17 protein-coding genes are annotated in these 21,483 nt (G+C 70.3%); 14 read left to right on the top strand and 3 right to left on the bottom strand.

Translation table 11 applies throughout. The features are described from left to right. Positions 1-2: 2 nt before the first annotated feature. Positions 3-995 (bottom strand): LacI family DNA-binding transcriptional regulator, encoded by a 993-nt coding sequence (locus C3481_RS06700; protein ID WP_103841315.1) that lies wholly within the window; start codon positions 993-995, stop codon positions 3-5. Between the two features lie 171 nt (positions 996-1,166). Between C3481_RS06700 and C3481_RS06695 the strand changes: the two genes are divergently transcribed. Continuing rightward, on the top strand, positions 1,167-2,561 hold the full coding sequence (locus C3481_RS06695; RefSeq protein WP_103841313.1) for a glycoside hydrolase family 30 beta sandwich domain-containing protein: 1,395 nt from the start codon (positions 1,167-1,169) through the stop codon (positions 2,559-2,561). Between the two features lie 45 nt (positions 2,562-2,606). On the opposite strand, the gene C3481_RS06690 is transcribed toward C3481_RS06695, so the two are convergent. Together C3481_RS06690 and C3481_RS06685 are read right to left on the bottom strand one after the other, a co-directional pair. Further along, a complete protein-coding gene (locus tag C3481_RS06690; protein WP_103841311.1) occupies positions 2,607-4,082 on the bottom strand; it encodes an HNH endonuclease signature motif containing protein in 1,476 nt (491 codons plus the stop codon). A 133-nt stretch (positions 4,083-4,215) separates the two neighbouring features. Further along, positions 4,216-6,174 (bottom strand): DUF6807 family protein, encoded by a 1,959-nt coding sequence (locus C3481_RS06685; protein ID WP_103841309.1) that lies wholly within the window; start codon positions 6,172-6,174, stop codon positions 4,216-4,218. Positions 6,175-6,374: 200 nt separating this feature from the next. Here C3481_RS06685 and C3481_RS06680 point away from each other — a divergent pair, with 200 nt between their 5' ends. From C3481_RS06680 to C3481_RS06620, 13 genes are all read left to right on the top strand, one after another. Continuing rightward, on the top strand, positions 6,375-7,118 hold the full coding sequence (locus C3481_RS06680; protein WP_064956239.1) for a hypothetical protein: 744 nt from the start codon (positions 6,375-6,377) through the stop codon (positions 7,116-7,118). Between the two features lie 49 nt (positions 7,119-7,167). Further along, positions 7,168-8,934, top strand: coding sequence for an ABC transporter ATP-binding protein (locus tag C3481_RS06675; RefSeq protein ID WP_071918533.1), 1,767 nt, complete (start codon positions 7,168-7,170; stop codon positions 8,932-8,934). 98 nt (positions 8,935-9,032) lie between these two features. After that, on the top strand, positions 9,033-9,983 hold the full coding sequence (locus tag C3481_RS06670; RefSeq protein WP_103841307.1) for a hypothetical protein: 951 nt from the start codon (positions 9,033-9,035) through the stop codon (positions 9,981-9,983). A gap of 182 nt (positions 9,984-10,165) precedes the next feature. After that, positions 10,166-11,464 carry an ABC transporter substrate-binding protein gene (locus C3481_RS06665; RefSeq protein ID WP_103842057.1) on the top strand — a complete coding sequence of 433 codons (1,299 nt, stop codon included), beginning with the start codon at positions 10,166-10,168 and terminating at the stop codon, positions 11,462-11,464. 70 nt (positions 11,465-11,534) lie between these two features. After that, positions 11,535-12,527, top strand: a complete 993-nt coding sequence (locus tag C3481_RS06660) for a carbohydrate ABC transporter permease (protein WP_036304677.1) — start codon at positions 11,535-11,537, stop codon at positions 12,525-12,527. Beyond that, the gene (locus C3481_RS06655; protein ID WP_023952478.1) at positions 12,524-13,450 is read left to right on the top strand and encodes a carbohydrate ABC transporter permease; all 927 of its coding nucleotides are present in this window, start codon (positions 12,524-12,526) and stop codon (positions 13,448-13,450) included. The genes C3481_RS06660 and C3481_RS06655 overlap by 4 nt, the downstream gene beginning before the upstream one ends. A gap of 2 nt (positions 13,451-13,452) precedes the next feature. Beyond that, positions 13,453-14,121 (top strand): hypothetical protein, encoded by a 669-nt coding sequence (locus tag C3481_RS06650; protein ID WP_103841305.1) that lies wholly within the window; start codon positions 13,453-13,455, stop codon positions 14,119-14,121. A 40-nt stretch (positions 14,122-14,161) separates the two neighbouring features. Continuing rightward, entirely contained in the window at positions 14,162-15,442 is a 1,281-nt protein-coding gene (locus C3481_RS06645; protein WP_103841303.1) for an ABC transporter substrate-binding protein, read from the top strand. 66 nt (positions 15,443-15,508) lie between these two features. Next, positions 15,509-17,032 carry an alpha-N-arabinofuranosidase gene (locus tag C3481_RS06640; RefSeq protein ID WP_023952475.1) on the top strand — a complete coding sequence of 508 codons (1,524 nt, stop codon included), beginning with the start codon at positions 15,509-15,511 and terminating at the stop codon, positions 17,030-17,032. Between the two features lie 185 nt (positions 17,033-17,217). Then, entirely contained in the window at positions 17,218-18,342 is a 1,125-nt protein-coding gene (locus tag C3481_RS06635; RefSeq protein ID WP_064956238.1) for a Gfo/Idh/MocA family protein, read from the top strand. A gap of 10 nt (positions 18,343-18,352) precedes the next feature. Then, the gene (locus C3481_RS06630; protein ID WP_103841301.1) at positions 18,353-19,555 is read left to right on the top strand and encodes a dihydrodipicolinate synthase family protein; all 1,203 of its coding nucleotides are present in this window, start codon (positions 18,353-18,355) and stop codon (positions 19,553-19,555) included. Further along, on the top strand, positions 19,552-20,436 hold the full coding sequence (locus C3481_RS06625) for a sugar phosphate isomerase/epimerase (protein ID WP_103841299.1): 885 nt from the start codon (positions 19,552-19,554) through the stop codon (positions 20,434-20,436). Before C3481_RS06630 ends, C3481_RS06625 begins: the two co-directional genes overlap by 4 nt. A gap of 9 nt (positions 20,437-20,445) precedes the next feature. Next, positions 20,446-21,483 carry a LacI family DNA-binding transcriptional regulator gene (locus tag C3481_RS06620; RefSeq protein ID WP_308457274.1) on the top strand — a complete coding sequence of 346 codons (1,038 nt, stop codon included), beginning with the start codon at positions 20,446-20,448 and terminating at the stop codon, positions 21,481-21,483.

The raw sequence follows: 21,483 nt of genomic DNA, 5'->3' as shown, positions 1-21,483 counted from the left end.
GGTCAGTCGGCCGGAGCGCCGGTGCTGCCGCGCACGATCACCTCGGGCGAGACCGTGACGGTGGGCAGGGGTGTGCGGCCGTTCATCAGGTCGTGCAGCGCCGTCCATGCTCGCGCGCCGAGCTCGCCCATCGGCACGGCGGCGGTCGTGAGCGCGGGGGAGGTGTAGCGGGTGAAGGGGATGTCATCGAACCCCGCGATCGAGAGCCGGCCCGGCACCGGGATGCCGCGCTCGGTCGCCGCGCTCAGCAGGCCCATCGCCGACAGGTCGTTGAACGCCAGCGCCGCCGTCGCCCCGGAGGACAGCACGTCGTCGAGGGCTCCCGCCCCGCTCGCGAAGTCGACACCGGCGGCGATCTCGATGATCTCGCAGCCGGTCAGCTCGCGTCGCGCGTCGGCGAGCGCGGAGAGGCGCTGGCCGCTCGACGCGCTTCGCGCCGCACCGGCCAGATAGGCGAACCGTCGGTGGCCCTGCGCGTAGAGATGATCGATGATCGCCCGCAGCGGCGTGCGATAGTCGGCTGCGACGCTCGGAGCGTCGCCCGTTCGATTGACCAGGACGACGGGGGCGACGTGAGCGACGACCTCCGCGAGTTGCTCATCGCTCATGCGCGGGGCGCACAGGATCAGTCCGTCCGAACGCCGCCGCGACTCGAGGGCGAGCAGGCGTTCCTCGTCGACGTGCTCGTCGGAGTCGGCGATGAGCACGTGGTAGGCGTCGGCGGCCGCGGCTCGGCTGAGGCCCCGCAGCATGCCCTGGAACGTGGGGTTCGACAGGTCGGGAACGACCACCGAGATGGTCTGCGTGCGGCCGAGCACGAGGCTGCGGGCGAGCGGGTTCGCCGCGTACCCGAGCTGCGCGGCCGAGGCCCGCACCCGCTCGGCGAGGGCCGGGTCGACGGTGGCATTGCCGTTCATGACGCGCGAGACCGTGGCGAGCGAGACGCCCGCGTGCGCGGCGACGTCTGTGATCGTCGTCTGCTTCGCCCCGGCCATCGTTCCCTGCCCTCTCCGATCCGGCCATCCTATGGCGAGGAAACGTTTTACGACGAGAGGCGACGGACGCCGCGAGCGCGACCGCGGACGCCGCTCTGCCATGATGGCGGGGAACGCGACGTCGCGTCGTCGTGATGCGCCGCGTTCGCCCGACATACCCGAAAGGCCCGCATGTCCGACAACGCCGTCGTCCCGAACCGTCGCATCAGCTGGGTCAGCACCGACCGCGAGCGCGCGTGGGTCGAGATGCCGGCGCCGCGGTTCGCGCCGCTGGTAGGGATGCCCAATGTGCTGCTGCGCACGGACCGTCGGCACCAGACCGTCGAGGGGTTCGGGGTCTGCTTCAACGAGCTCGGTTGGCGTGCTCTGACGCGTCTGCGTGAGACCGATCGCGCCGAGATCTTCGACGAGTTGTTCGCCCCGGGGCGAGGCACGGGATTCTCGGTCTGTCGGATGCCGCTCGGCGCGAACGACTTCTCGACCGACTGGTACTCGTATGACGAGGTCGCGGGCGATCTCCAGCTCGATCACTTCTCTATCGAGCACGATCGCGCGACCCTCATCCCGTACATCCGCGAGGCCCTGCGGCGGCGGCCGGACCTGAAGCTGTGGGCATCGCCGTGGAGCCCGCCGTCGTGGATGAAGACGAACGGTCACTACGCCGCAGCTCTGCCGTGGCGCGGGAACGACATCGACAACGGTCTGCGGCCCGACCAGGTCGGTGTCGAGGGCACTGACATGATGATCCAGGAGCCGCGGTATCTGATCGCCTACGCGGAGTACTTCGCGCGGTTCGTCGAGGCGTACCGCGCGGAGGGCATCGACATCTCGATGGTCATGCCGCAGAACGAGTTCAACTCGCCCCAGGTGTTCCCGAGCTGCACGTGGACGCCCGAGGGGCTGGCCCGCTTCATCGCCGTCCTCGGCCCGCGGATGCGCGACCTGGGTGTGGAGGTGTTCTTCGGGACGCAGGAGCGCCCGGCGCCGGAGCACCTCGCGGCCGTGCTCGCCGATCCGGAAGCCGCACCCTTCATCTCGGGTGCGGGATTCCAGTGGGCCGGGAAGGGCGCGATCGCCGAAGCGCACCGGGTCGCGCCGCATCTGTCGCTCTATCAAACGGAGCAGGAGTGCGGTGATGGTCGGAACGACTGGCGCTTCGCGCGGTACACCTGGTCTCTCATGAAGCGCTTCTTCGAGGCCGGTGCGAACGCGTACACCTACTGGAACCTCGCGCTCGACGAGGGCGGCATCAGCCGCTGGGGGTGGGCTCAGAACTCGCTCGTGGTCGTCGATCCCGAGACCAACGGATTCCGATACACCCACGAGTTCTTCGTGATGAAGCACCTCGCGCGCCACGTGCAGACCGGCGCGACGCGCATCGACGCGTTCAGCTGGACGGGTCACGAGAACCAGCTCGCCTTCGAGAACCCCGACGGTTCGATCGTCGTGGTCATGCAGAACGATCTCGCCGACGAGCTGCCGGTGACGATCGCTCTCGACGGCGCGGCGTTCGACGTCGTCCTTCCCGCGGACTCGTTCAGCACGTTCCATATCGCCGCGGCCTGAGGCGCTCTGCATCGTGCGCGGCGCCGGAGCGGCCCGAGGCTCGCGTTAGAACGGGGGCGGTGCATCCCAGCCTCCCGATGGTGCAGGTGAAGGGTTGTCACCGCCGGGTGGCGCTGCGACGGCGAAGGCGACGAGGGGTGGTGGTGCGTCTTCGCGGTAGATCCGTCCGGTGGGGGAGGTCCAGACGAGCCTTCCGCCGGGGAGTTGTCGGACGTGCCATCGGGTGTGGTGTTTGACGTCGTGGTGTCGTTTGCAGAGGTTGGCGAGGTTGCACACGTGCGTTGGGCCGCCGTCGGAGGCGGCGATGGTGTGGTCGAGTTCGCATCGGATGGCGGGTTGCCGGCATCCGGGGAACCGGCAGTGCCGGTCACGGGCCCGCAGCAGCCGCGCCATGGCGGCGGTGGGTCGGTAGGTGTCGCATTCGAGGACGGTTCCGGTGACCGGGTGGGTGAGCAACCGGTCCCAGGAGGTGGCGTTGCCGGCGAGTTCGCGTGCAGTCTTCGCGTCGATGGGGGAGCGGCCGGCGAGGTCGGCGGGCCCGTCGTCCTGGCCGATGAGGGTGAGCGCGGAGACGGCGACCTGCACGTGCGCCCGGATCGCTCCGAGTGTTCCGTCGCCGTCACCGGTGCCGGTGGGGTCGAGGGCGGGTGTGCCGGCGAGGAGGAGGTCACTGAGCACGTCGGCGCGGACCTGGTCGATCGTTCGGGCATCGTCGACGAACGACGACCCGTCGCAAATCGTCGCATCGGCATCGCGACCGCCACCGTTGGCGTCGGCTCGCGCGTCGGCTCGAGCGCCAAACGCGTCGGCTCGAGCATCAGCCCCGCTGGTGTCAACGCCCGCGGCGTCAGCCTGCGCCCGCGCGTTGATGATCTCGCGGGCCTGACGGGTCAGCCGGTCCACGATCCCGTCGGCGATCACCGTCGGCAGGGTCGCGATCAGGTCCGACATCCCATCCGCGCCTGCCTGCACCCGCACGCACCGCCCCGCGGCGGCCTCCTCGTGCCGCTCCGTGAAACTCCGCGGGTGCATTCGCTCCGCCAGCATCCGCAACGCGTCGCGCACCCGGTTGGGTGTCTCGCCCTCGCACCGATTGACCGCGACCCGTTCGAACTCTGCCCGCTCCTCCGCAGGCACCAGGCATCCCGTCTCTTGAATGACCCGCACGTGACCCCGGACGATGCGCCCGGCCTCCCACGCCGCCATCGTCACCGGATAGTTCTCGACCAGATCGCGCGCCTCATCGATGCGGCGCTGCAGGGTCCGGTCGGTCGCCACGAACACCCCGGCGAGCTCGGCGGCGATCCCCCGCAACGCCATCTCTCGCGCCTCGACGTTCTCCGACGCGCCGGCGGCCTGCTTCTCCGCGAGAACCCCGGCGGCGGCGAGCACCCGAACCTCACGAATCTGCACCGCCCGCGCAGCATCCGAGACGCCCTCGGCATCCGCGACCAGTCGAGCGAGCGCAGCGACGTCACCGTCGCTGCCGATCCCGCCACCTAAGCCGCCATTCGAATGCATGTTCGAATGATGTCACGGACCTCCGACATCGCGTTTCGACTGTCCACACCCCGTCTCAGGTCGCGCAGGAGCGGGGTTCGAGGCCGCCGCCGAGTTGGCGCCCCCGCTGGCGCGACGTGCCTTGCCGCGCAGCTCAGGCGAGGAGCGCTGCGACCTCGGCATCGGTCAGGCGGCCGTCGGCGACGAGCAGTCGGTACGCGCGTCGGACCGGGGAATCGGGGGATGCCGCGACCGCGCGGTCCCAGGCGAGGGCCGCGCCGATGCCGGGGTACCCCGCCACCCGGACGAACCACGGATCGGCGGCCGAGGCGTCGTCGGCGGGGGCCAGCGCGACGGTCGCCTCTACCGGCCGGCCATCGGTCGGATCGGCGAAGGCCGCCGACCACGCGAGCCACGGCGCGACCGTCCCGTGCACCGCCTCCTCGCCGCGGGCCGAGGGGGTCCGCACGTCGACGTCGTCGCAGGCCGGCAGGCGCCAGATCAGCCCCCCGTAGCCGCCGCCCGCACGCCCGTTGCTGCCGGGTCCCCCGAGCATCACGGTGCGATCATCCGCGGGCGAGAGCGCGAACGACATCTCGATGAGGGCGGCCCGCTCGTCGTGGTGCGTCACCCGCAGCTCGCGGCGCTCGCGCAGCACGATGCTCCCGTCGGGGCCCGTCCAGCGCAGGTCGAGAACCGCGCCCTCGGCGATCCGCTCGACGCGAACGATCTCGATGCGGCCGTGGTCGTCTCGCCAGATGTAGTCCTCACCCGGCGTGTAGGTGCGGCCGCCCCAGAAGTTGGTGCCGTCGACATCCTGCAGCGCGACGCTGACGCCGAGGTGCCAGTCGTGATCGGCGGGGTGGTGATCGGTGACGACCACGCCACCCGGGGTGCGGATCGGATGCAGGTAGGGTCGCGGGCTCGACGAGCGTGCGGTACCTGCGCCGTCGACGAGCTCGGCCAGCGGCGATCCGGTGCCGGGCAGGGCGAGGACGACCTCGTGAACCGTGCGCCGCGCCCAGGGGAGGTGCAACTCTGCGAAGGTCGCCTCGGCGTCGACGGCGCGGACGACCGCGTCCTCGATGCCGTCGACGACGAGCCGCCGGGCCGGGCCCTCGCCGCGTGGGCTGACGAACGCGGGGTCGATCTCGTGCGGCGCGGTGCGCCCGACGGCGTCGATGACCGCGACGAACGCGCCGGACGCCGCCAGGGGCGACAGCAGCGCGACGCCCTCGTCTCGATGATCGAGGAGGTTCTCGAACAGGTCGTCGCGCTCGAAGCGCTCACTGCGGCCATCGATCTCGACGACGTCCTCCGTGTAGAAGAAGCGTGCGGAGCGGCGGCGCCCGTGCACCTCGACATAGGGGTCGACCTGCTCGTCCGCGCACAGCGTGAGCCCGGCGGTGACACGGATGCCGCGGGTCGTCGACACGCGCAGCAGGCTCGTGTCATCGCCCTCGATGGCATTGGCACGGTAGAGGTCTGCGGTGACCTGTGTGATGTCGGCGACAGCTGTCGTTCCGGCGATCGCGAGGGCGGTGGCGGTCGCGTGGGCGAGCGGGTTGGTCGTGACCCCGTCGACGACGGCGACGCCGTCGAGCTCGCGGCGCCCGGCCCACCGGCTGCGCTCCCAGTACGCGCGGTCGCGTGCCCAGAGCCCGACCGCCCCGATCGCCCGGATGGGCCCGAGGTCGAAGCGGTCCTCGGCGAAGGCTCGAAGCGCACGCGATCCGAGGCTCTGGAAGCCCACCTGCACCCGCGCGCCCGAGGTTGCGGCGGCCTCCTGGAGCACGCGGAGGTCGGCGAGCGTCAGCACCGGCGGCTTCTCGAGGTAGAGGTCGATGCCGCGGCCCACGACCGTGCGCGCGAGCTCGAGGTGGGTGTGGAGCGGGGTCGCCACGATGACGACGTCGATGTCGTCGGTCGCGGCGAGCAGGGCCGGCAGGTCTGCGAAGACGCGCGTGTGCTCGGGCAGGGCGCCCGGTGCCGGCGGGCGGGGGTCGGCTGCCGCGACGAGCCGCACGCGATCGCCCAGGCGGCGGAGGTTGTCGAGGTGCACGGTTCCGTAGCCGTGGACGCCGACGAGGGCGATGGTGGTGGTGCGTGGCATCCGTTTCTCCTGACGTCGCTCCCATCATGCCAGCAAGCGCTTTCCCGCATGTCTCCCGGATAACGCAGGGGTCTCACGGAGGATGCGGTGGCGCGACACCCTACGGTAGGGCGCGCGGGGCGTCGATGGGGAGTGCTGTCCGCGACGGGCGGGCGTGGCGCGCGTTAGCGTCGAGGCACACCGATCCGAGGAGAACCGCCATGGCATCACCCGCATCCCGTCTTCCGCGCACGCGGCTGCACGCCGGCCTCGTCGTCGCGGCCCTCGGACTCGCCGCGCTGACGGGCTGCTCGCCGGCGGGGGATCAGAGCGGAGCGGCCTCGAGCGCCGCGCCCGAGACCACCGCGGCCTCACCGTCACCGTCGACGTCGGCGCCCGCTGCGGCATCCGGTTCCCTCGACCGGGCCGAGCTCGCCGACCTGTTCAGCGGCATCCAGTTCCGCCCGGCCCAGTACGACACGATCGCCGCGATGCTCGAGTCGATCTACCCCGGGCTGACGGTCTCGGATGCCGCGTGTCTCGCTCCCTTCGGTGCCGGGTGGGAATCGGCGGGCGATGCCGTCGAATGGGGCACGAGCAACGATCGATCGATGACGGCGGTCGTGGCGTCAGCGGCCGACGAGGCGGCTGCCGAGGCGCTCGTGGCCCAGGCCGACGACGCGATCGCGCGCTGCGCAGACGGTCAGGAGCTGTTCGCCATGCAGGGGGTGCCGGTCACGACAGCGGTCGAGCCGTTCGATCTGGCCGTGACGGGAGCGGATGACGTGCAGGGGTGGCGGGTGACCGGAGACGTCGGCGGGTCGCCCTTCGCCCTCGTCGGCGCGACGGTGCGCACCGGGCAGAACGTTCTCGCCCTCGTGGGCTGGGATCCCGAGACGAGCGCGGACTACGTGCCGCAGGCGACGCAGCTGTTCGTCGACCGGATCGCGCAGGCGGCCGGCTGATCCGCGCCGAGGGGTTTGCGGCAGCGCGACCTGCGCCTAACATGGACGCGTGGCTCGGAAACCGCTTTCCCGTCCCGCGGACCTGATCGACGGCGCTCGTCCGGCACGATCCGTCCTGCGGCTGCTCGCGCGGCGTCCTGGGCGCATGGGCGTCGCGATCGGCGCCTTCGCGTTGAAAGAGATCCCGATGTGGTTCCTGCCGGTCATCACGGCGGCGATCATCGACATCGTCGCGAGCGGGGGAGAGGTCAGCGCGGTCATCGGGTGGTTCCTGCTCGCCGCGGCCCTGCTGCTGCAGAACTACCCGAACCACATCCTCTACACGCGCAGCTTCATGACCGTCGTGCGCGACACCGGCGCCGACCTGCGCAACGCGCTCGCCGCGCGGCTGCAGAGCCTGTCGATCGGATATCACTCCCGCGTCAGCTCGTCGATCGTGCAGACCAAGGTCGTGCGCGATGTCGAGAACGTCGAGCTCATGCTGCAGCAGGTCACGCACCCGCTGCTCTCGGCGACGATGGTCATGATCGGCGCCCTCACGATGACCGCGATCGCGGTGCCCCAGTTCCTGCCGGTCTACGCCCTCGCGGTGCCGATCGCGATCGGCATCCGGTACGGCATGCGAAACCGGTCGCGCGAGCGCAACGCCGTCTTCCGGCGCGAGGTCGAGGTGTTCTCGGCACGGGTGGGCGAGATGGCCTCGCTCATCCCGGTCACGCGTGCGCACGGCCTCGAGGAGACGGCCGTCACCCGCGTCTCGCGCGGCGCCGAGGGGGTGAGGCGCGCGGGGCTGCACCTCGACATGCTGAACGGCCACGTCGCCTCGATCTCGTGGGTGGCGATGCAGCTGCTCGGCGTCGGATGCCTCGTGCTCGCCGCGGTGTTCTCGCTCACCGGCATCCTGCCGATCTCTCCCGGAGAGGTCGTGCTGCTCTCGACATACTTCACGCTGCTCACGCAGGGGCTCACGCAGCTGCTCATGCTCATCCCGGTCGGGGCGCGCGGACTCGAATCGGTGCGCTCGATCGCCGAGGTGCTGCAGGAGCCCGACCTCGAGCAGAACGAGGGCAAGCGCCGCGTGGATCGTGTCGTCGGCGACATCCGCCTCGAGCGAGCCGGCCACCGCTACGCGGGGGCGAGCGACGACGCGCTGCACGAGATCGACCTGCACATCCCCGCGGGCCGCACCTACGCATTCGTCGGCTCGTCGGGGTCGGGGAAGTCCACGCTGCTCAACCTCGTGCTCGGGTTCGTGCGTGCGACGAGCGGGCGCCTGACGATCGACGGGTCCGATGTGCAGGAACTCGACCTGCGCTCGGTGCGCCGCGCCGTGTCGGTCGTGCCGCAGGAGTCGGTGCTCTTCGAGGGCACGATCCGCGAGAACGTCGCCTACGGGCTGCCGGACGTCAGCGACGAGCGCATCGAGCGGGCGCTGCGCGACGCCAACGCGTGGGAGTTCGTCAGCGACCAGCCGGACGGCTGGGACACCGTGGTCGGCGAGCGGGGAGCGCGCTTGTCGGGCGGGCAGCGGCAGCGGCTCGCGATCGCGCGTGCGCTCGTCCGCGACCCCCGCATCCTGCTGCTGGATGAGGCGACCTCGGCGCTGGATCCCGAGTCGGAGGAGCTCGTGAAAGAAGCTCTCGCGCGGCTCATGACCGGCCGCACGACCCTCGTCGTCGCTCACCGTCTCTCGACGATCCGTCAGGCCGACCGCATCGTCGTCCTCGAGCGCGGGCGCATCGTCGAGCAGGGCTCGCATGACGACCTGCTGGCCGCCGCAGGCCGCTACGCCCACCTCCACGCGACCCAGTCCTGACCCCCCCACCCCTCCGTCGACTCGCCAGGACATGCGGATGCCGGCGCCCCCGCATCCGCAGTTCGTGGCGAGTCGACGGGTTCACGACAGGAGAACTCATGCTCAGGGAGATCTACCGCGACCCGGTGTACGACGGGGCGACCGATCCGGTCGTCGTCATCGAGCCGGGCGGCGGCTGGTGGATGTTCTACACGCAGCGACGGGCGACGCATCCCGACCCCGGGCCGGGCGTCTCGTGGGTGCATGGCTCGCGCATCGGCGTCGCTCGATCGCGCGACGGGGTCGATTGGCACTACGCGGGCACGCTCGAACCGGATGGCGGCGGGCTCGGACTGACCGCCGGGCCGCCCCCGGCAGACGTCGACCGCACGCACTGGGCTCCCGAGGTCGTCTTCGACGGCACCGGATGGCGGATGTACCTGACCGAGATCGACGGCGTGCCCGACCGCTGGCCGGGGCACGCCCGCACGATCGTCGCGTACCGCTCGTCCGACCTGGTGTCGTGGCACCGGCTCGGACCACTCGATCTCGCGAGCGACCGCGTCATCGACGCCGGCGTCGCCCGCGGCCCCGACGCGAGATGGCGGCTCTGGTACAAGGACGAGGCTTCCGAGTCGATCACCCGCGTCGCCGTGTCGGACGATCTCGAGTCGTGGAGCGACGGCGGCATCGCGATCGACGGACGTCCGCACGAGGGCCCCAGCGCCTTCGAGCTCGACGGGAGATGGTGGATGATCGTCGACGAGTGGCGGGGGATGGGCGTCTTCGTCTCGGACGACACTGTCCACTGGGTGCGACAGGGCGGCCCCGACGACGTCGTGCTCGGTGCCGGCGCGGTGCCTGGCCGGGGCTTCGGGCACCACGGCGCCCCGGTCCGCGACGGTGACACGCTCTGGTACTACTTCTTCGCGCAGCCGGCCACCACTCCGGATGCCGGTGGCGACGGGGCTGCGGCGACCGACGTCGAAGCCCGCCGGTGCGCCGTCTACCGTGTGCGGCTGCGTGTCGACGCGGGCCGCCTGGTGTGCGAGGCTGAGTCGTCGCACTGAGACCGGTAACAGTCGCGGGATCACGGGTCGGAATCGGTTCCCCCGAGTTTCTTGCGAAACGTTTCATCGCGTAGTACCGTTGCCGGCAAGCGCTTTCCCGAACGCGGGGCAGCGCACCTGCACACACGGACAATGGACGTTCGCGCGCACCGAGACGACGACGTTCGGCAGAGAGGACAATGATGTTCAGCAGAAAGCGGGCACTGGCAACGGTCGCCATCGCGACGGGCGCAGCGCTCACCCTGGCGGGCTGCGCCGGCGGCGCCACGCCGGCCGCCGACGCGACTTTCGACCCCGACGAGAAAGTCACCCTGAACCTGGCGTTCTGGGGCAACGACGTTCGCGCGCAGCTCTACAACGAGGCCATCGAGGCGTTCAACGAGGAATACCCGAACATCACGGTCAACGCGACCTTCCTGACCTTCCCGGAGTTCTGGGAGAAGCGTCAGACCGAGGCCGCGGGCGGTGGGCTTCCGGATGTCATGCAGTTCGACTACTCGTACCTGCGCCAGTACTCCGAGAACAACCTCCTGCTCGACCTCGAGCCCTATCTCGGTGACATCATCGAGACCGACGCGCTCCCGCAGAACATCCTCGACATCGGCGTCGTCGGCGACACGACCTACGGCATCGCGACCTCGACGAACGCCTGGGGCATGTTCACCAACCCGAAGCTGCTCGAGCAGGCGGGCGTGGCGGACTTCGCCGGCGGGTCGTGGGACGACTACTCCGAGTGGATCGCGAGCGTCACCGACGCGTCGGGCGGTGCGTACTGGGGCGGCACGGACTACACCGGCCGCATCCAGAACTTCGAGCTGCAGCTGCGCTCCGAGGGCTCGCAGCTGTTCGACGAGGACGGCGAGCCCGGCTTCGACAAAGAGCGACTCACCGAGTTCTGGGAGGACGGCGCCGAGCTCCGCGAGAGCGGTGCTGTCATCGGGCAGCAGCGCCTCGAAGAGGCCCTGCCGCTCTCGGGCTTCGACGCCGCGCTGACGGCGAGCGAGCTGACGTGGGACAACTTCGGCGGCGGGTACCTCGGCAACCTCGGCGAGGGCTACACCGAGCTCGGCCTCGTCGCCCCGCCGGTCACGAAGGAGGGTGCGAAGGACCTGTACCTCAAGCCCTCGATGCTCCACACGATCTCGGCGAAGACCGAGCACCCCGCCGCCGCGGCGACGCTCGTGAACTTCCTCGTCAACTCGCCCCAGTCGGGTGAGATCTTCGGCACGAACCGCGGGCTCCCCGCCTCGCAGACCGCGCTCGACGCGGCCGACCTCGACCCGCTGAGCCAGCAGGTCAAGGACTACGAGGAATCGATCGCCGACCGCCTGGGCGACGCCCCGCCGGTGCCGATCGTCGGCTACGGCACGATCGAGGAGGAGTTCCGCAAGCTCGGCACCGAGCTGGCCTTCGGCACCATCACCGTCGACGACGCCGTCGACCGCTTCTTCTCGCAGATGGACATCACCCTCAACGGATGACCCGTTGCCGCGGGCCGGTGCGCAGCGCCGGCCCGCGGGCCCGCATCCTCCCCGCATCCTCAGGAGCATCGTGACCACTACCGCCACACGGGTGATCGTCACCAAGGAGTCGCCGCGCCGCGGCCTCGTCCGGAAGCAGCGCCCCGAACACCTCGATCGCCCCGGCGCCCGCAAGCGCGCGGCCCGCGAGACCATCGCGGGGTACGGCTTCCTCCTGCCGTGGCTCGTCGGGTTCTTCGGGCTCACGCTCGTGCCGATGGCGTACTCGCTGTACCTGTCGTTCACGAGCTACAACATCTTCGCGCCGCCCAAGTGGATCGGCCTCGACAACTACATCCGGCTCTTCACCAACGACCCGAGCTTCATGCAGTCGGCGCAGATCACCTTGATCTACGTGCTGGTCGGCACGCCGATCTCGCTCATCGCGGCGCTGCTGATCGCCCTGCTGCTGAACTACCGCGACAAGGGTGCCGCCTTCTTCCGCTCGGCCTTCTACGCTCCCTCGCTCATCGGCGCCTCGGTCTCGGTCGCGATCGTGTGGCGCGCCATGTTCGCCACGAACGGTCCCGTCGACAACGGCCTGAACGTCTTCGGCATCGACCTCGGCGGCTGGATCGGAAACCCCGGCCTCATCCTGCCCATGATGATCCTCCTGGCCGTCTGGCAGTTCGGCGCCACGATGGTCATCTTCCTCGCCGGCCTCAAGCAGATCCCGAAGGAGCTGTACGAGGCGGCCGAGATGGACGGCGCCAACGCCCTGCGCCGCTTCCGCGCCGTGACGGTGCCGATGCTCTCGCCCGTCATCTTCTTCAACCTGCTGCTCGGCCTCATCGGAGCGTTCCAGGTCTTCGGGTCGGCCTACATCATCTCCAACGGCACCGGCGGCCCCGCCGGGATGACGAACTTCATCACGGTCTACCTCTACAAGACCGGTTTCGCCGACGGCCGCATGGGCTACGCCGCTGCGATCGCGTGGGTCCTGCTCGTCGTCGTCGCCATCATCGCCCTCATCCTCTTCCGCACCCAGAAGTCGTGGGTGCACTACTCGGGAGACAACCGATGACCACGTCACCCACCTCACCGCTCACGAGCGAGGCCATCTTCGCCGAGCAGCAGACCACGCCGATGCCGCCCGCCCGCCGCCGCGTGAAGCGCAAGACCTGGCAGACGATCGTCTGGTTCGCCGTCCTCATCGTCATCACCGCGGTCGTGCTCTACCCGCTGGTCTGGCTGCTGCTGTCGACCTTCAAGCCCAACAGCGAATTCGGCCAGAACATGGGCCTGCTGCCGAACGCGCCGACGATCGACAACTACATCAAGGTCGCCGAGGGCATCGCCGGCGTCCCGATGTGGCGGTTCTTCGCCAACTCGCTGCTGATCGCCGGCGTCTCGGTCATCGGAACGGTGCTCTCGTCGGCGCTCGCGGCCTACGCCTTCGCCCGCCTGCAGTTCAAGGGCCTCGGCATCCTGTTCGCCGCCATGATCGGCACGCTGCTGCTGCCGTTCCACGTCGTGATCATCCCGCAGTACATCATCTTCAACAATCTCGGGATGGTCGACACCTACTGGCCGCTGCTGCTGCCAAAGTTCCTCGCGACCGAGGCGTTCTTCGTCTTCCTCCTGGTGCAGTTCATCCGGCAGATGCCGCGCGACATGGACGAGGCCGCGAAGATCGACGGCGCGGGGCACCTCCGCATCTTCTGGTCGATCATCCTCCCGCTCATCAAGCCGGCGCTCATCACGTGCGCGATCTTCAGCTTCATCTGGGCGTGGAACGACTTCCTCGGGCCGCTGCTGTACCTCACGAGCCCCGAGAACTACCCGCTGCCGATCGCGCTCCGCCTCTACAACGACCAGACCTCGTCGAGCGACTACGGGGCGACGGTGACGGCTTCGTTCATCGCGCTGGTGCCGATCCTGCTGTTCTTCATCGTCTTCCAGAAGTTCCTGGTCGACGGCGTGGCCACGCAGGGTCTGAAGGGCTAGCGATGTCGACCGACGAGCGTCCGCGCACGCGGCGCGAACAGCGCGCAGCGGTGAGGGCCGACCGTTCCGGCAGCGGTCCGACTCTCGACGCGCGCCCGCAGCTGCGGCATCCGGGTGCTGCCGGGGCGTTCGCCCTGCTCGGCGAGGTGCTGCTGATCGGGCTCCTCATCGGCGTCGTCTCGCTCGCCGTCGTCACCCTTCCGATCGCGCTCGCGGCCGGAGTGCGGCACCTGCGACGCTATGTCGCCGCTGACGACTCGAGGCTCGCCCTGTTCTGGGCGGACGTGCGTGCCGGTCTGTTGCCGGGCGCGGTCGCCGGGCTCGTGACCGTCGTCGCGGCGCTCATCCTGCTGCTCGACATCGACCTGGCCCGATCGGGCTTCCTCCCGGGCGGTGCCGTCGTCGAGGCGGTCGGCTGGGCGGGACTCGCGGCGCTCGCCGTCGCGCTGCTCCTCGCCGCCGGGGCCTGGAGCCCCGCACTCGGCTGGCGGGGCGCGATCCGATCGATCCCGGATGCCGCCCGCGGCGACGTCGTCGGGACCCTGTACCTCCTCGCCACGGCCGCCTTCGTCGTCGTGGTCACCTGGGCGCTGCCGCCCCTGTTCGTCGCCGGCATCGGCTGCGCCGCGCTCGCGGTCGTGGCGATCCCCGCCCGGCCCCGCCACACCTGAGACCCGTCCCCCCGGGCCCGCTCCCGATGAAAGGACTCCCATGAAGGCCACCCGCCTGCTCGCAACCGTCGGCATCGTCGCCGCCGGTGCGCTGGCACTGACCGGATGCGGCGGCGCGCAGACGCCTCCCGCAGCCGCATTCGACCCCGACGAGAAGGTCACGCTGACCTACGCGTTCTGGGGCAACGACGATCGGGCGAAGCGCTATGACGAGCTGATCGCGGCGTTCAACGAGGAATACCCGAACATCACCGTCAACGTCAGCTTCACCGACTTCCCGAGCTACTGGGAGAAGCGGCAGACCGAGGCCGCGGGCGGGGGGCTGCCCGATGTCTTCCAGTTCTCCGACAGCTACCTGCGCCAGTACGGCGAGTCGGGCAACCTGCTCGATCTCGCGCAGGTCGCCGATCAGATCGACATGTCCACGTTCGACGAGGGGCTGCTCGGCACCGGAGCGCTGGGCGGCACCCAGTACTCGCTGCCGACCGGATACAGCCTGTGGGCGAACTTCGTCAACGACGACCTCGTCGCGCGGGCCGGCGTCGCCGCGCCCGAAGGCGGCACCGATTTCGCCGAGTTCGACGAGTGGATGGCCGAGGTCACCGAGAAGACCGGCGGCGCCGTCTACGGCGGCACGGACTACACCCAGCGCATCCAGGCGTTCGAGCTGGTGCTCCGGGCAGACGGCGGCAACCTGTACACCGACGACGGCGAGCTCGGGTTCACGAAGGACCAGCTGCGCGAGTTCTGGGAGAGCGGCGCGGGCCTGCGCGACGGTGTCGCGGTGCCGCAGCAGCGACTCGAGGAGCTCTCGCCCAAGTCGGGCTTCGGGGCCGCGCTGACCGCCAGTGAGATGAGCTGGAGCAACTTCCTCGGCGGCTATCTCGCCGACTCGGGCGCCTCGTCGATCTCGATCGTCGCGCCGCCGACGGCGAAGGAGGGCTCGAAGGACCTCTATCGCCAGGCCGGCCTGCAGGTCGCGATCTCTGCCAAGACCGAGCACCCGCAGGCAGCCGCACTGTTCCTCGACTTCGTCGTGAACTCCGAGGCGGCGGGTCAGATCTTCGGCACGACGCTCGGCTTCCCGGCATCGAGCTCGAAGCTCGCGGGCGCGACGCTCGAGGGCGCCGACAAGCAGGTCGCCGACTACATCGAGTCGGCCGCCGATCGCATCGGGGATGCCCCGCCCGTGCCCGTCGCCGGATACGGCTCGCTCGAGCAGACGTTCTGGGAGCTCGGCAAGTCGCTCGGGCTCGGAACCACGTCGGTGGACCAGGCTGTTGACCAGTTCTTCTCCGAAGCCGAGGTCGTGCTCGGCTGAGGAAGACCGCCACGTCGGGGATGTCGCGCGCGGAAGCGCGGCATCCCCGCTGACCCAAGGAATGACATGACGCCGACGAACGCCGCCATCGACCCCCGTTTCGAGATCTCCCGCATCGATCGCCGCATCTTCGGCGGCTTCGTCGAGCATCTCGGCCGTCACATCTACGACGGCATCCACGAACCGGGTCATCCGTCCGCGGATGCCGACGGTTTCCGGTCGGATGTCGTCGAGCTCGTCCGCGAGCTCGGGGTGTCGACCATCCGCTATCCCGGCGGCAACTTCGTCTCGGGATACCGGTGGGAGGACGGTGTCGGGCCGCGCGAGGAGCGGCCGCGACGTCTCGACCTCGCGTGGCACTCCACGGAGACCAACGAGGTGGGCCTGCACGAGTTCGCGCGCTGGCTCGAGCTCGTGGGCAGCGATCTCATGCTCGCCGTCAACCTCGGAACGCGGGGCACGCAGGAGGCGATCGACCTGCTCGAGTACGTCAACGCGGACGCCGACACCGCGTGGACCCGACAGCGCGTCGCGAACGGGCGGCGCGACCCGTTCGGCGTGCGGATGTGGTGTCTCGGCAACGAGATGGACGGCCCCTGGCAGCTGGGTCACCGCAACGCCGACGACTACGGCAAGCTCGCCTCGCGCACGGCCAAGGCGATGCGGATGCTCGATCCCGACGTCGAGCTCGTGGTCTGCGGCTCGTCGGGCAGCGGCATGCCGACGTTCGGGTCGTGGGAGCGCACGGTGCTCGAGCACACGTTCGACGACGTCGATTTCATCTCGTGCCACTCCTACTACCAGGAGCGCTTCGGCGACGCGCAGGAGTTCCTCGCGTCGGGCGTCGACATGTCGCGCTTCATCGAGTCGGTGGTCGCCATCGCCGACGCGGTCGCGGCGACGAAGAAGAGCGACAAGCGCATCATGATCTCCTTCGACGAGTGGAACGTCTGGTACCTCCACAACGACGAGGGAGGTCAGGACGACAAGCCGCGCGAGCCCGGCTGGCCCGTCGCGCCGCGCTTGCTGGAAGACCAGTACCACGCACTGGATGCGGTCGTGTTCGGCGACCTGCTCATCACGCTGCTCCAGCACAGCGACCGCGTGCGATCGGCCTCGCTCGCGCAGCTCGTGAACGTCATCGCCCCGGTCATGACCGAGCCCGGGGGTCCGGCATGGCGCCAGACGACGTTCTATCCGTTCTCGCTCACCTCGCGTCTTGCGGGGGAGCGAGCGGTGTCGGTGCCCGTCACGTCGGGTTCGTTCGAGAGCGAGCGCTTCGGCACCGTTTCGAACGTCAACGCGGTGGCCACCGTGGATGAGGGCGGCACGTCGCTGTTCGTCGTGAACCGATCGACGGTCGACGCGGAGGACCTGCGCATCGACGTGTCGGCACTCGGGGCCGCGCGGGATGCAGCGGTGTCGATCGTCGAATCGCACCTGCTGCACGACGACGACCGTTATGCCGCGAACACCCTCGACGACCCCGACCGGGTCGGCGTGGTGCCGGTGCCGGGAATTGCGGTCGAGGACGGCATCCTCTCGCTGTCCCTGCCCCCGATCTCGTGGGCGGCCATCCGGCTCGGCTGACCCGACGCAGCGTCCGCGCGCGCAGGCTTGCGCCCGCGGACGGCCGCCCTCTACAGTATGGGAAAGCGCTTACCACCTCATCGGTGAGCGGACGAAGCAAAGGAACGCCCGTGTCAGAGACGACCACCCTCAGCCCCGCGCCGGAGACGGCGACCGCCCCGCAGGTCCGCGAGATCGGCATCATCATGAACGGCGTCTCGGGCCGGATGGGCTACCGTCAGCACCTCGTCCGCTCGATCCTCGCGATCCGCGACCAGGGCGGCATCGAGCTTCCGGACGGGACCAAGGTCACCGTCAAGCCGCTCCTCGTCGGACGCAGCGAGGCGAAGCTCGCCGACCTCGCCGCCAAGCACGGCATCGAGGACTACACGACCGACCTCGACGCCGCCCTCGCCGATCCGCGCTGGGAGATCTACGCCGACTTCCTCGTCACGAAGGCCCGCGCGTCGGCGCTGCGCAAGGCGATCGCCGCCGGCAAGACGATCTACACCGAGAAGCCCACCGCCGAGTCGGTCGACGAGGCGCTCGAGCTCGCGAAGCTCGCCGCCGAGGCGGGGGTGAAGACCGGTGTTGTGCACGACAAGCTCTACCTCCCGGGCCTGCAGAAGCTGAAGCGCCTCATCGACTCGGGCTTCTTCGGCCGCATCCTCTCGGTGCGCGGCGAGTTCGGCTACTGGGTGTTCGAGGGCGACTGGCAGCCCGCGCAGCGCCCGAGCTGGAACTACCGTGCCGAAGACGGCGGTGGCATCATCGTCGACATGTTCCCGCACTGGAACTACGTGCTCGAGAACCTCTTCGGCGACGTCAAGACTGTCTACGCCCAGGCGGCCGTGCACATCGCCGACCGCTGGGACGAGAACGGCGAGCACTACACCGCCACGGCGGAGGATGCCGCCTACGGCGTCTTCGAGCTCGAGGGCGGCATCGTCGCGCAGATCAACTCGTCGTGGACGGTGCGCGTCAACCGCGACGAGCTCGTCGAGTTCCACGTCGACGGGACGCACGGCTCCGCCGTCGTGGGTCTGTTCGGCGCGAAGATCCAGCCGCGCAACGCGACCCCGAAGCCCGTGTGGAACCCCGACCTCGAAGACACGCACGATTACGACGCCGACTGGCAGAACGTGCCCACCAATGACGTCTTCCTCAACGGCTTCCGTCAGCAGTGGGAGGAGTTCCTCACCTCGTACGTGACCGAGACTCCCTACGAGTTCGACCTCCTCGCCGGTGCCCGCGGAGTGCAGCTCGCCGAAGCCGGCCTGCAGTCGAGCCGCGAGGGCCGCAAGGTCGAGCTGCCGGCTCTGAGCATCTGAGCGCCGCACGATGACCGACCTCACCCTCCTCGGCGCCGACGGCGCCGTCACCTCCGTTCCGTTGAACGATGCGCCCGGGTTCGCCCGGCCGGAGACGCCGCTGCGCAGCCGGGTCGCGTACGCGGCGGCCCACGTGGTTCCCGTCGTCTCGGCCGACAACACCCCGGGCCAGCCGGCGCAGATCGACTGGGACGCCACGCTCGGCTTCCGCCGCGCCGTCTACTCCTGGGGTCTCGGCGTGGCCGACGCGATGGACACCGCGCAGCGGAACATGGGGCTCGACGCCGCCGCGACGCGCGAGCTCATCGCCCGATCGGCCGAGGTCGCGCGCGAGGAGGGCGGCTCGGTCGTCGTCGGCGTCAACACCGATCACGTCGACGACGAGCACATCTCGCTCGATCAGGTCATCGACGCCTACAAGAGCCAGCTCGCGTTCACGGAGGACCAGGGTGCAGGTCCGGTGCTCATGGCGTCGCGGCACCTCGCCCGCGCGGCGTCGTCGGCCGACGACTACCGCCGGGTGTACCGCGAGGTGCTGGCCGCGGCATCCGGTCCGGTGGTCCTGCACTGGCTCGGCACCGCCTTCGACCCGATCCTCGCGGGCTACTTCGGCTCGCCCGATTGGCGCGCGGCATCCGACGTCCTCGTCGAGGTCATCGAAGAGAACGCCGACAGGGTCGCGGGCGTGAAGATGAGCCTGCTCGACGCCGCGTCCGAGGTGTCGGTGCGCGAGCGGCTGCCCGAGGGCGTGCGCATGTTCACCGGCGACGACTTCAACTACGTCGGCCTCATCGGCGGCGCAGACGTGCCCCAGGCGACCCAGCCCGAGCGCGACCCCGCCTCGGCGCGGCAGCACTCCGACGCGCTGCTCGGCGCCTTCGCGGCGATCACTCCGGTCGCCTCCGCCGCCATTCAGGCGCTGGACGCGGGCGACGCCGACCGCTACCTCGCGATCCTGGGGCCGACGGAAGAGCTCAGCCGGCAGGTCTTCGCGGCCCCGACGTTCTACTACAAGACCGGCGTGGCCTTCCTGTCGTGGCTCAACGGCCATCAGGCTGCGTTCCAGATGGTCGGCGGACTGCACTCGGCGCGCAGCCTGCCGCACCTCTCGCGGATCGTCGAGCTCGCGAACGCGTCGCACGCTCTCGAACAGCCGGAACTGGCCGCGGATCGCTGGCACGCGATGCTGCGTCTGAACGGAGTCGAGGCATGAGCGTCGACCCGCGCCTGTCGATCAACCAGGCCACGATCAAGTACGCCGACCTCGCGACCGCGCTGCGGGTCACCGCGGATGCCGGGATCGAGGCGATCGGCCTGTGGCGCGAGCCCGTGCAGGAGGTCGGTCTGGCCACGGCCGCCGCCATGCTGACGGATTCGGGCCTGCGGTTCACCACACACTGCCGGGCGGGCTTCTTCACGATGCCGGAGGGTCCCGCCCGGCGCTCCTCGATCGACGACAACCGGGTCGCGATCGACGAGGCCGCCGCGCTCGCCGTCGCCGGTGCCCCCGGCTCGACGGCGATCCTCGTGCTGGTCGCGGGCGGCCTTCCCGAGGGGTCACGCGACATCGTCGGCGCCCGGGAGCGGGTACGCGATGCGATCGGCGAGCTCGCCCCCCACGCGAAAGCGGCGGGGGTGACGCTGGCGATCGAGCCGCTGCATCCGATGTTCGCCTCCGACCGCTGCGTCGTCTCCACGCTCGGCCAGGCGCTCGACATCGCCGCCGATTTCGAGCCCGAGGTCGTCGGCGCCACCGTCGACACGTTCCACATCTTCTGGGACCCCGACGTCCTGCCCGCCATCGAGCGGGCCGGGCGCGAGGGTCGCATCGCGACGTACCAGGTGTGCGACTGGCGAACGCCGCTGCCCGAGGATGTCCTGCTCAGCCGCCACTACCCGGGCGACGGGGTCATCGACTTCGCATCGCTGACCCGGGCCGTCGAGGCGACGGGATACGACCGCGACATCGAGGTCGAGATCTTCAACGCCGACATCTGGGCCGCGGATCCCGCCGAGGTCGTGCGCCGCACCGCCGAGGCCTTCGGTGGGGCCGTGACGCCGCACCTCTCGGGCCCGCGGACCCCCACCGCATAGACTCGGCTCGTGGGACAGACGGGGATGTCGCCGCGTGGCTCGGCCACGCTGCACGATGTGGCGAGAGAAGCCGGGGTGTCGCTCGCGACCGCCTCACGGGCGCTGAACGGCTCGACCCGCAAGGTCGCCGATGCGTACCGCGAACGCGTCGAGCAGGCCGCGGCCCGTCTCGGCTACACGGCCAACCTGTCGGCCCAGGCGACCGCTCGCGGCACGTCGGCGATCGTCGCGCTGCTCGTGGCCGACATCGCCGACCCGTACTTCGGACAGCTCGCGGCGGGCGTCGCGCGCGGCGCCGATGAAGCCGGCCTCGTCGTCACCGTCGCCATCACCGAGCGCGATCCGGCGCGCGAGCTGCGGCTCGTGCGCGCGCTGCGCGGTCAGCGTCCCCGCGGCATCATCCTCGCCGCCTCGCGCACCTCGCGCGAGATGTCGGACGAGCTGAGAACCGAGCTCGACCTCATCGCCGCGAGCGGCGGCACCGTCGTCGCGCTGGGTCCCGGTGCCCCCGGCATCCGCAGCGTCGCGATCGACAACCGCGGCGGTGCCCGCGAGCTCGGCGCCGCGCTCGCCGCGCGCGGCTACCGCTCGGCCATCGTGCTCGCCGCCGCCGAGGGCGTCGTGACGAGCGACGACCGCCTCGCCGGCTTCGCCGACGGCTTCACGAGCGGCGGGGGAGCGGAGCCCCGCGTGTACCGCGGCGGCTTCAGCCGTGAGTCGGGTGCCGAGGCGATGGCAGCGGCCCTCGCCGACGGCGTCGAGCCGGGAACGGTCGTGTTCGGCATCAGCGACGTCGTGGCCATCGGAGCCCTCACCGCGGTGCGTGCGGCGGGACGCGAGCCGGGCGCCGACATCGCGCTCGCCGGCTTCGACGACATCCCGACGGGGCGCGACGTCACGCCGCCTCTGACGACCGTCCGCGTACCTCTCCCCGACGTCGGGTACACCGCGCTCCGCGCAGCCGTCGACGCCGAGGCCGACGAGGACGCGCCCGCGCTGCCGCTCGAGGTGCTCGTGCGCGAGAGCACGCCCCCGCGGAGCTCGTGA

The sequence above is a fragment of the Microbacterium sp. Ru50 genome (genome assembly GCF_002920555.1).
GTDB lineage: Bacteria > Actinomycetota > Actinomycetes > Actinomycetales > Microbacteriaceae > Microbacterium > Microbacterium arborescens.
This window is presented reverse-complemented; position numbering and strand designations above follow the sequence as displayed.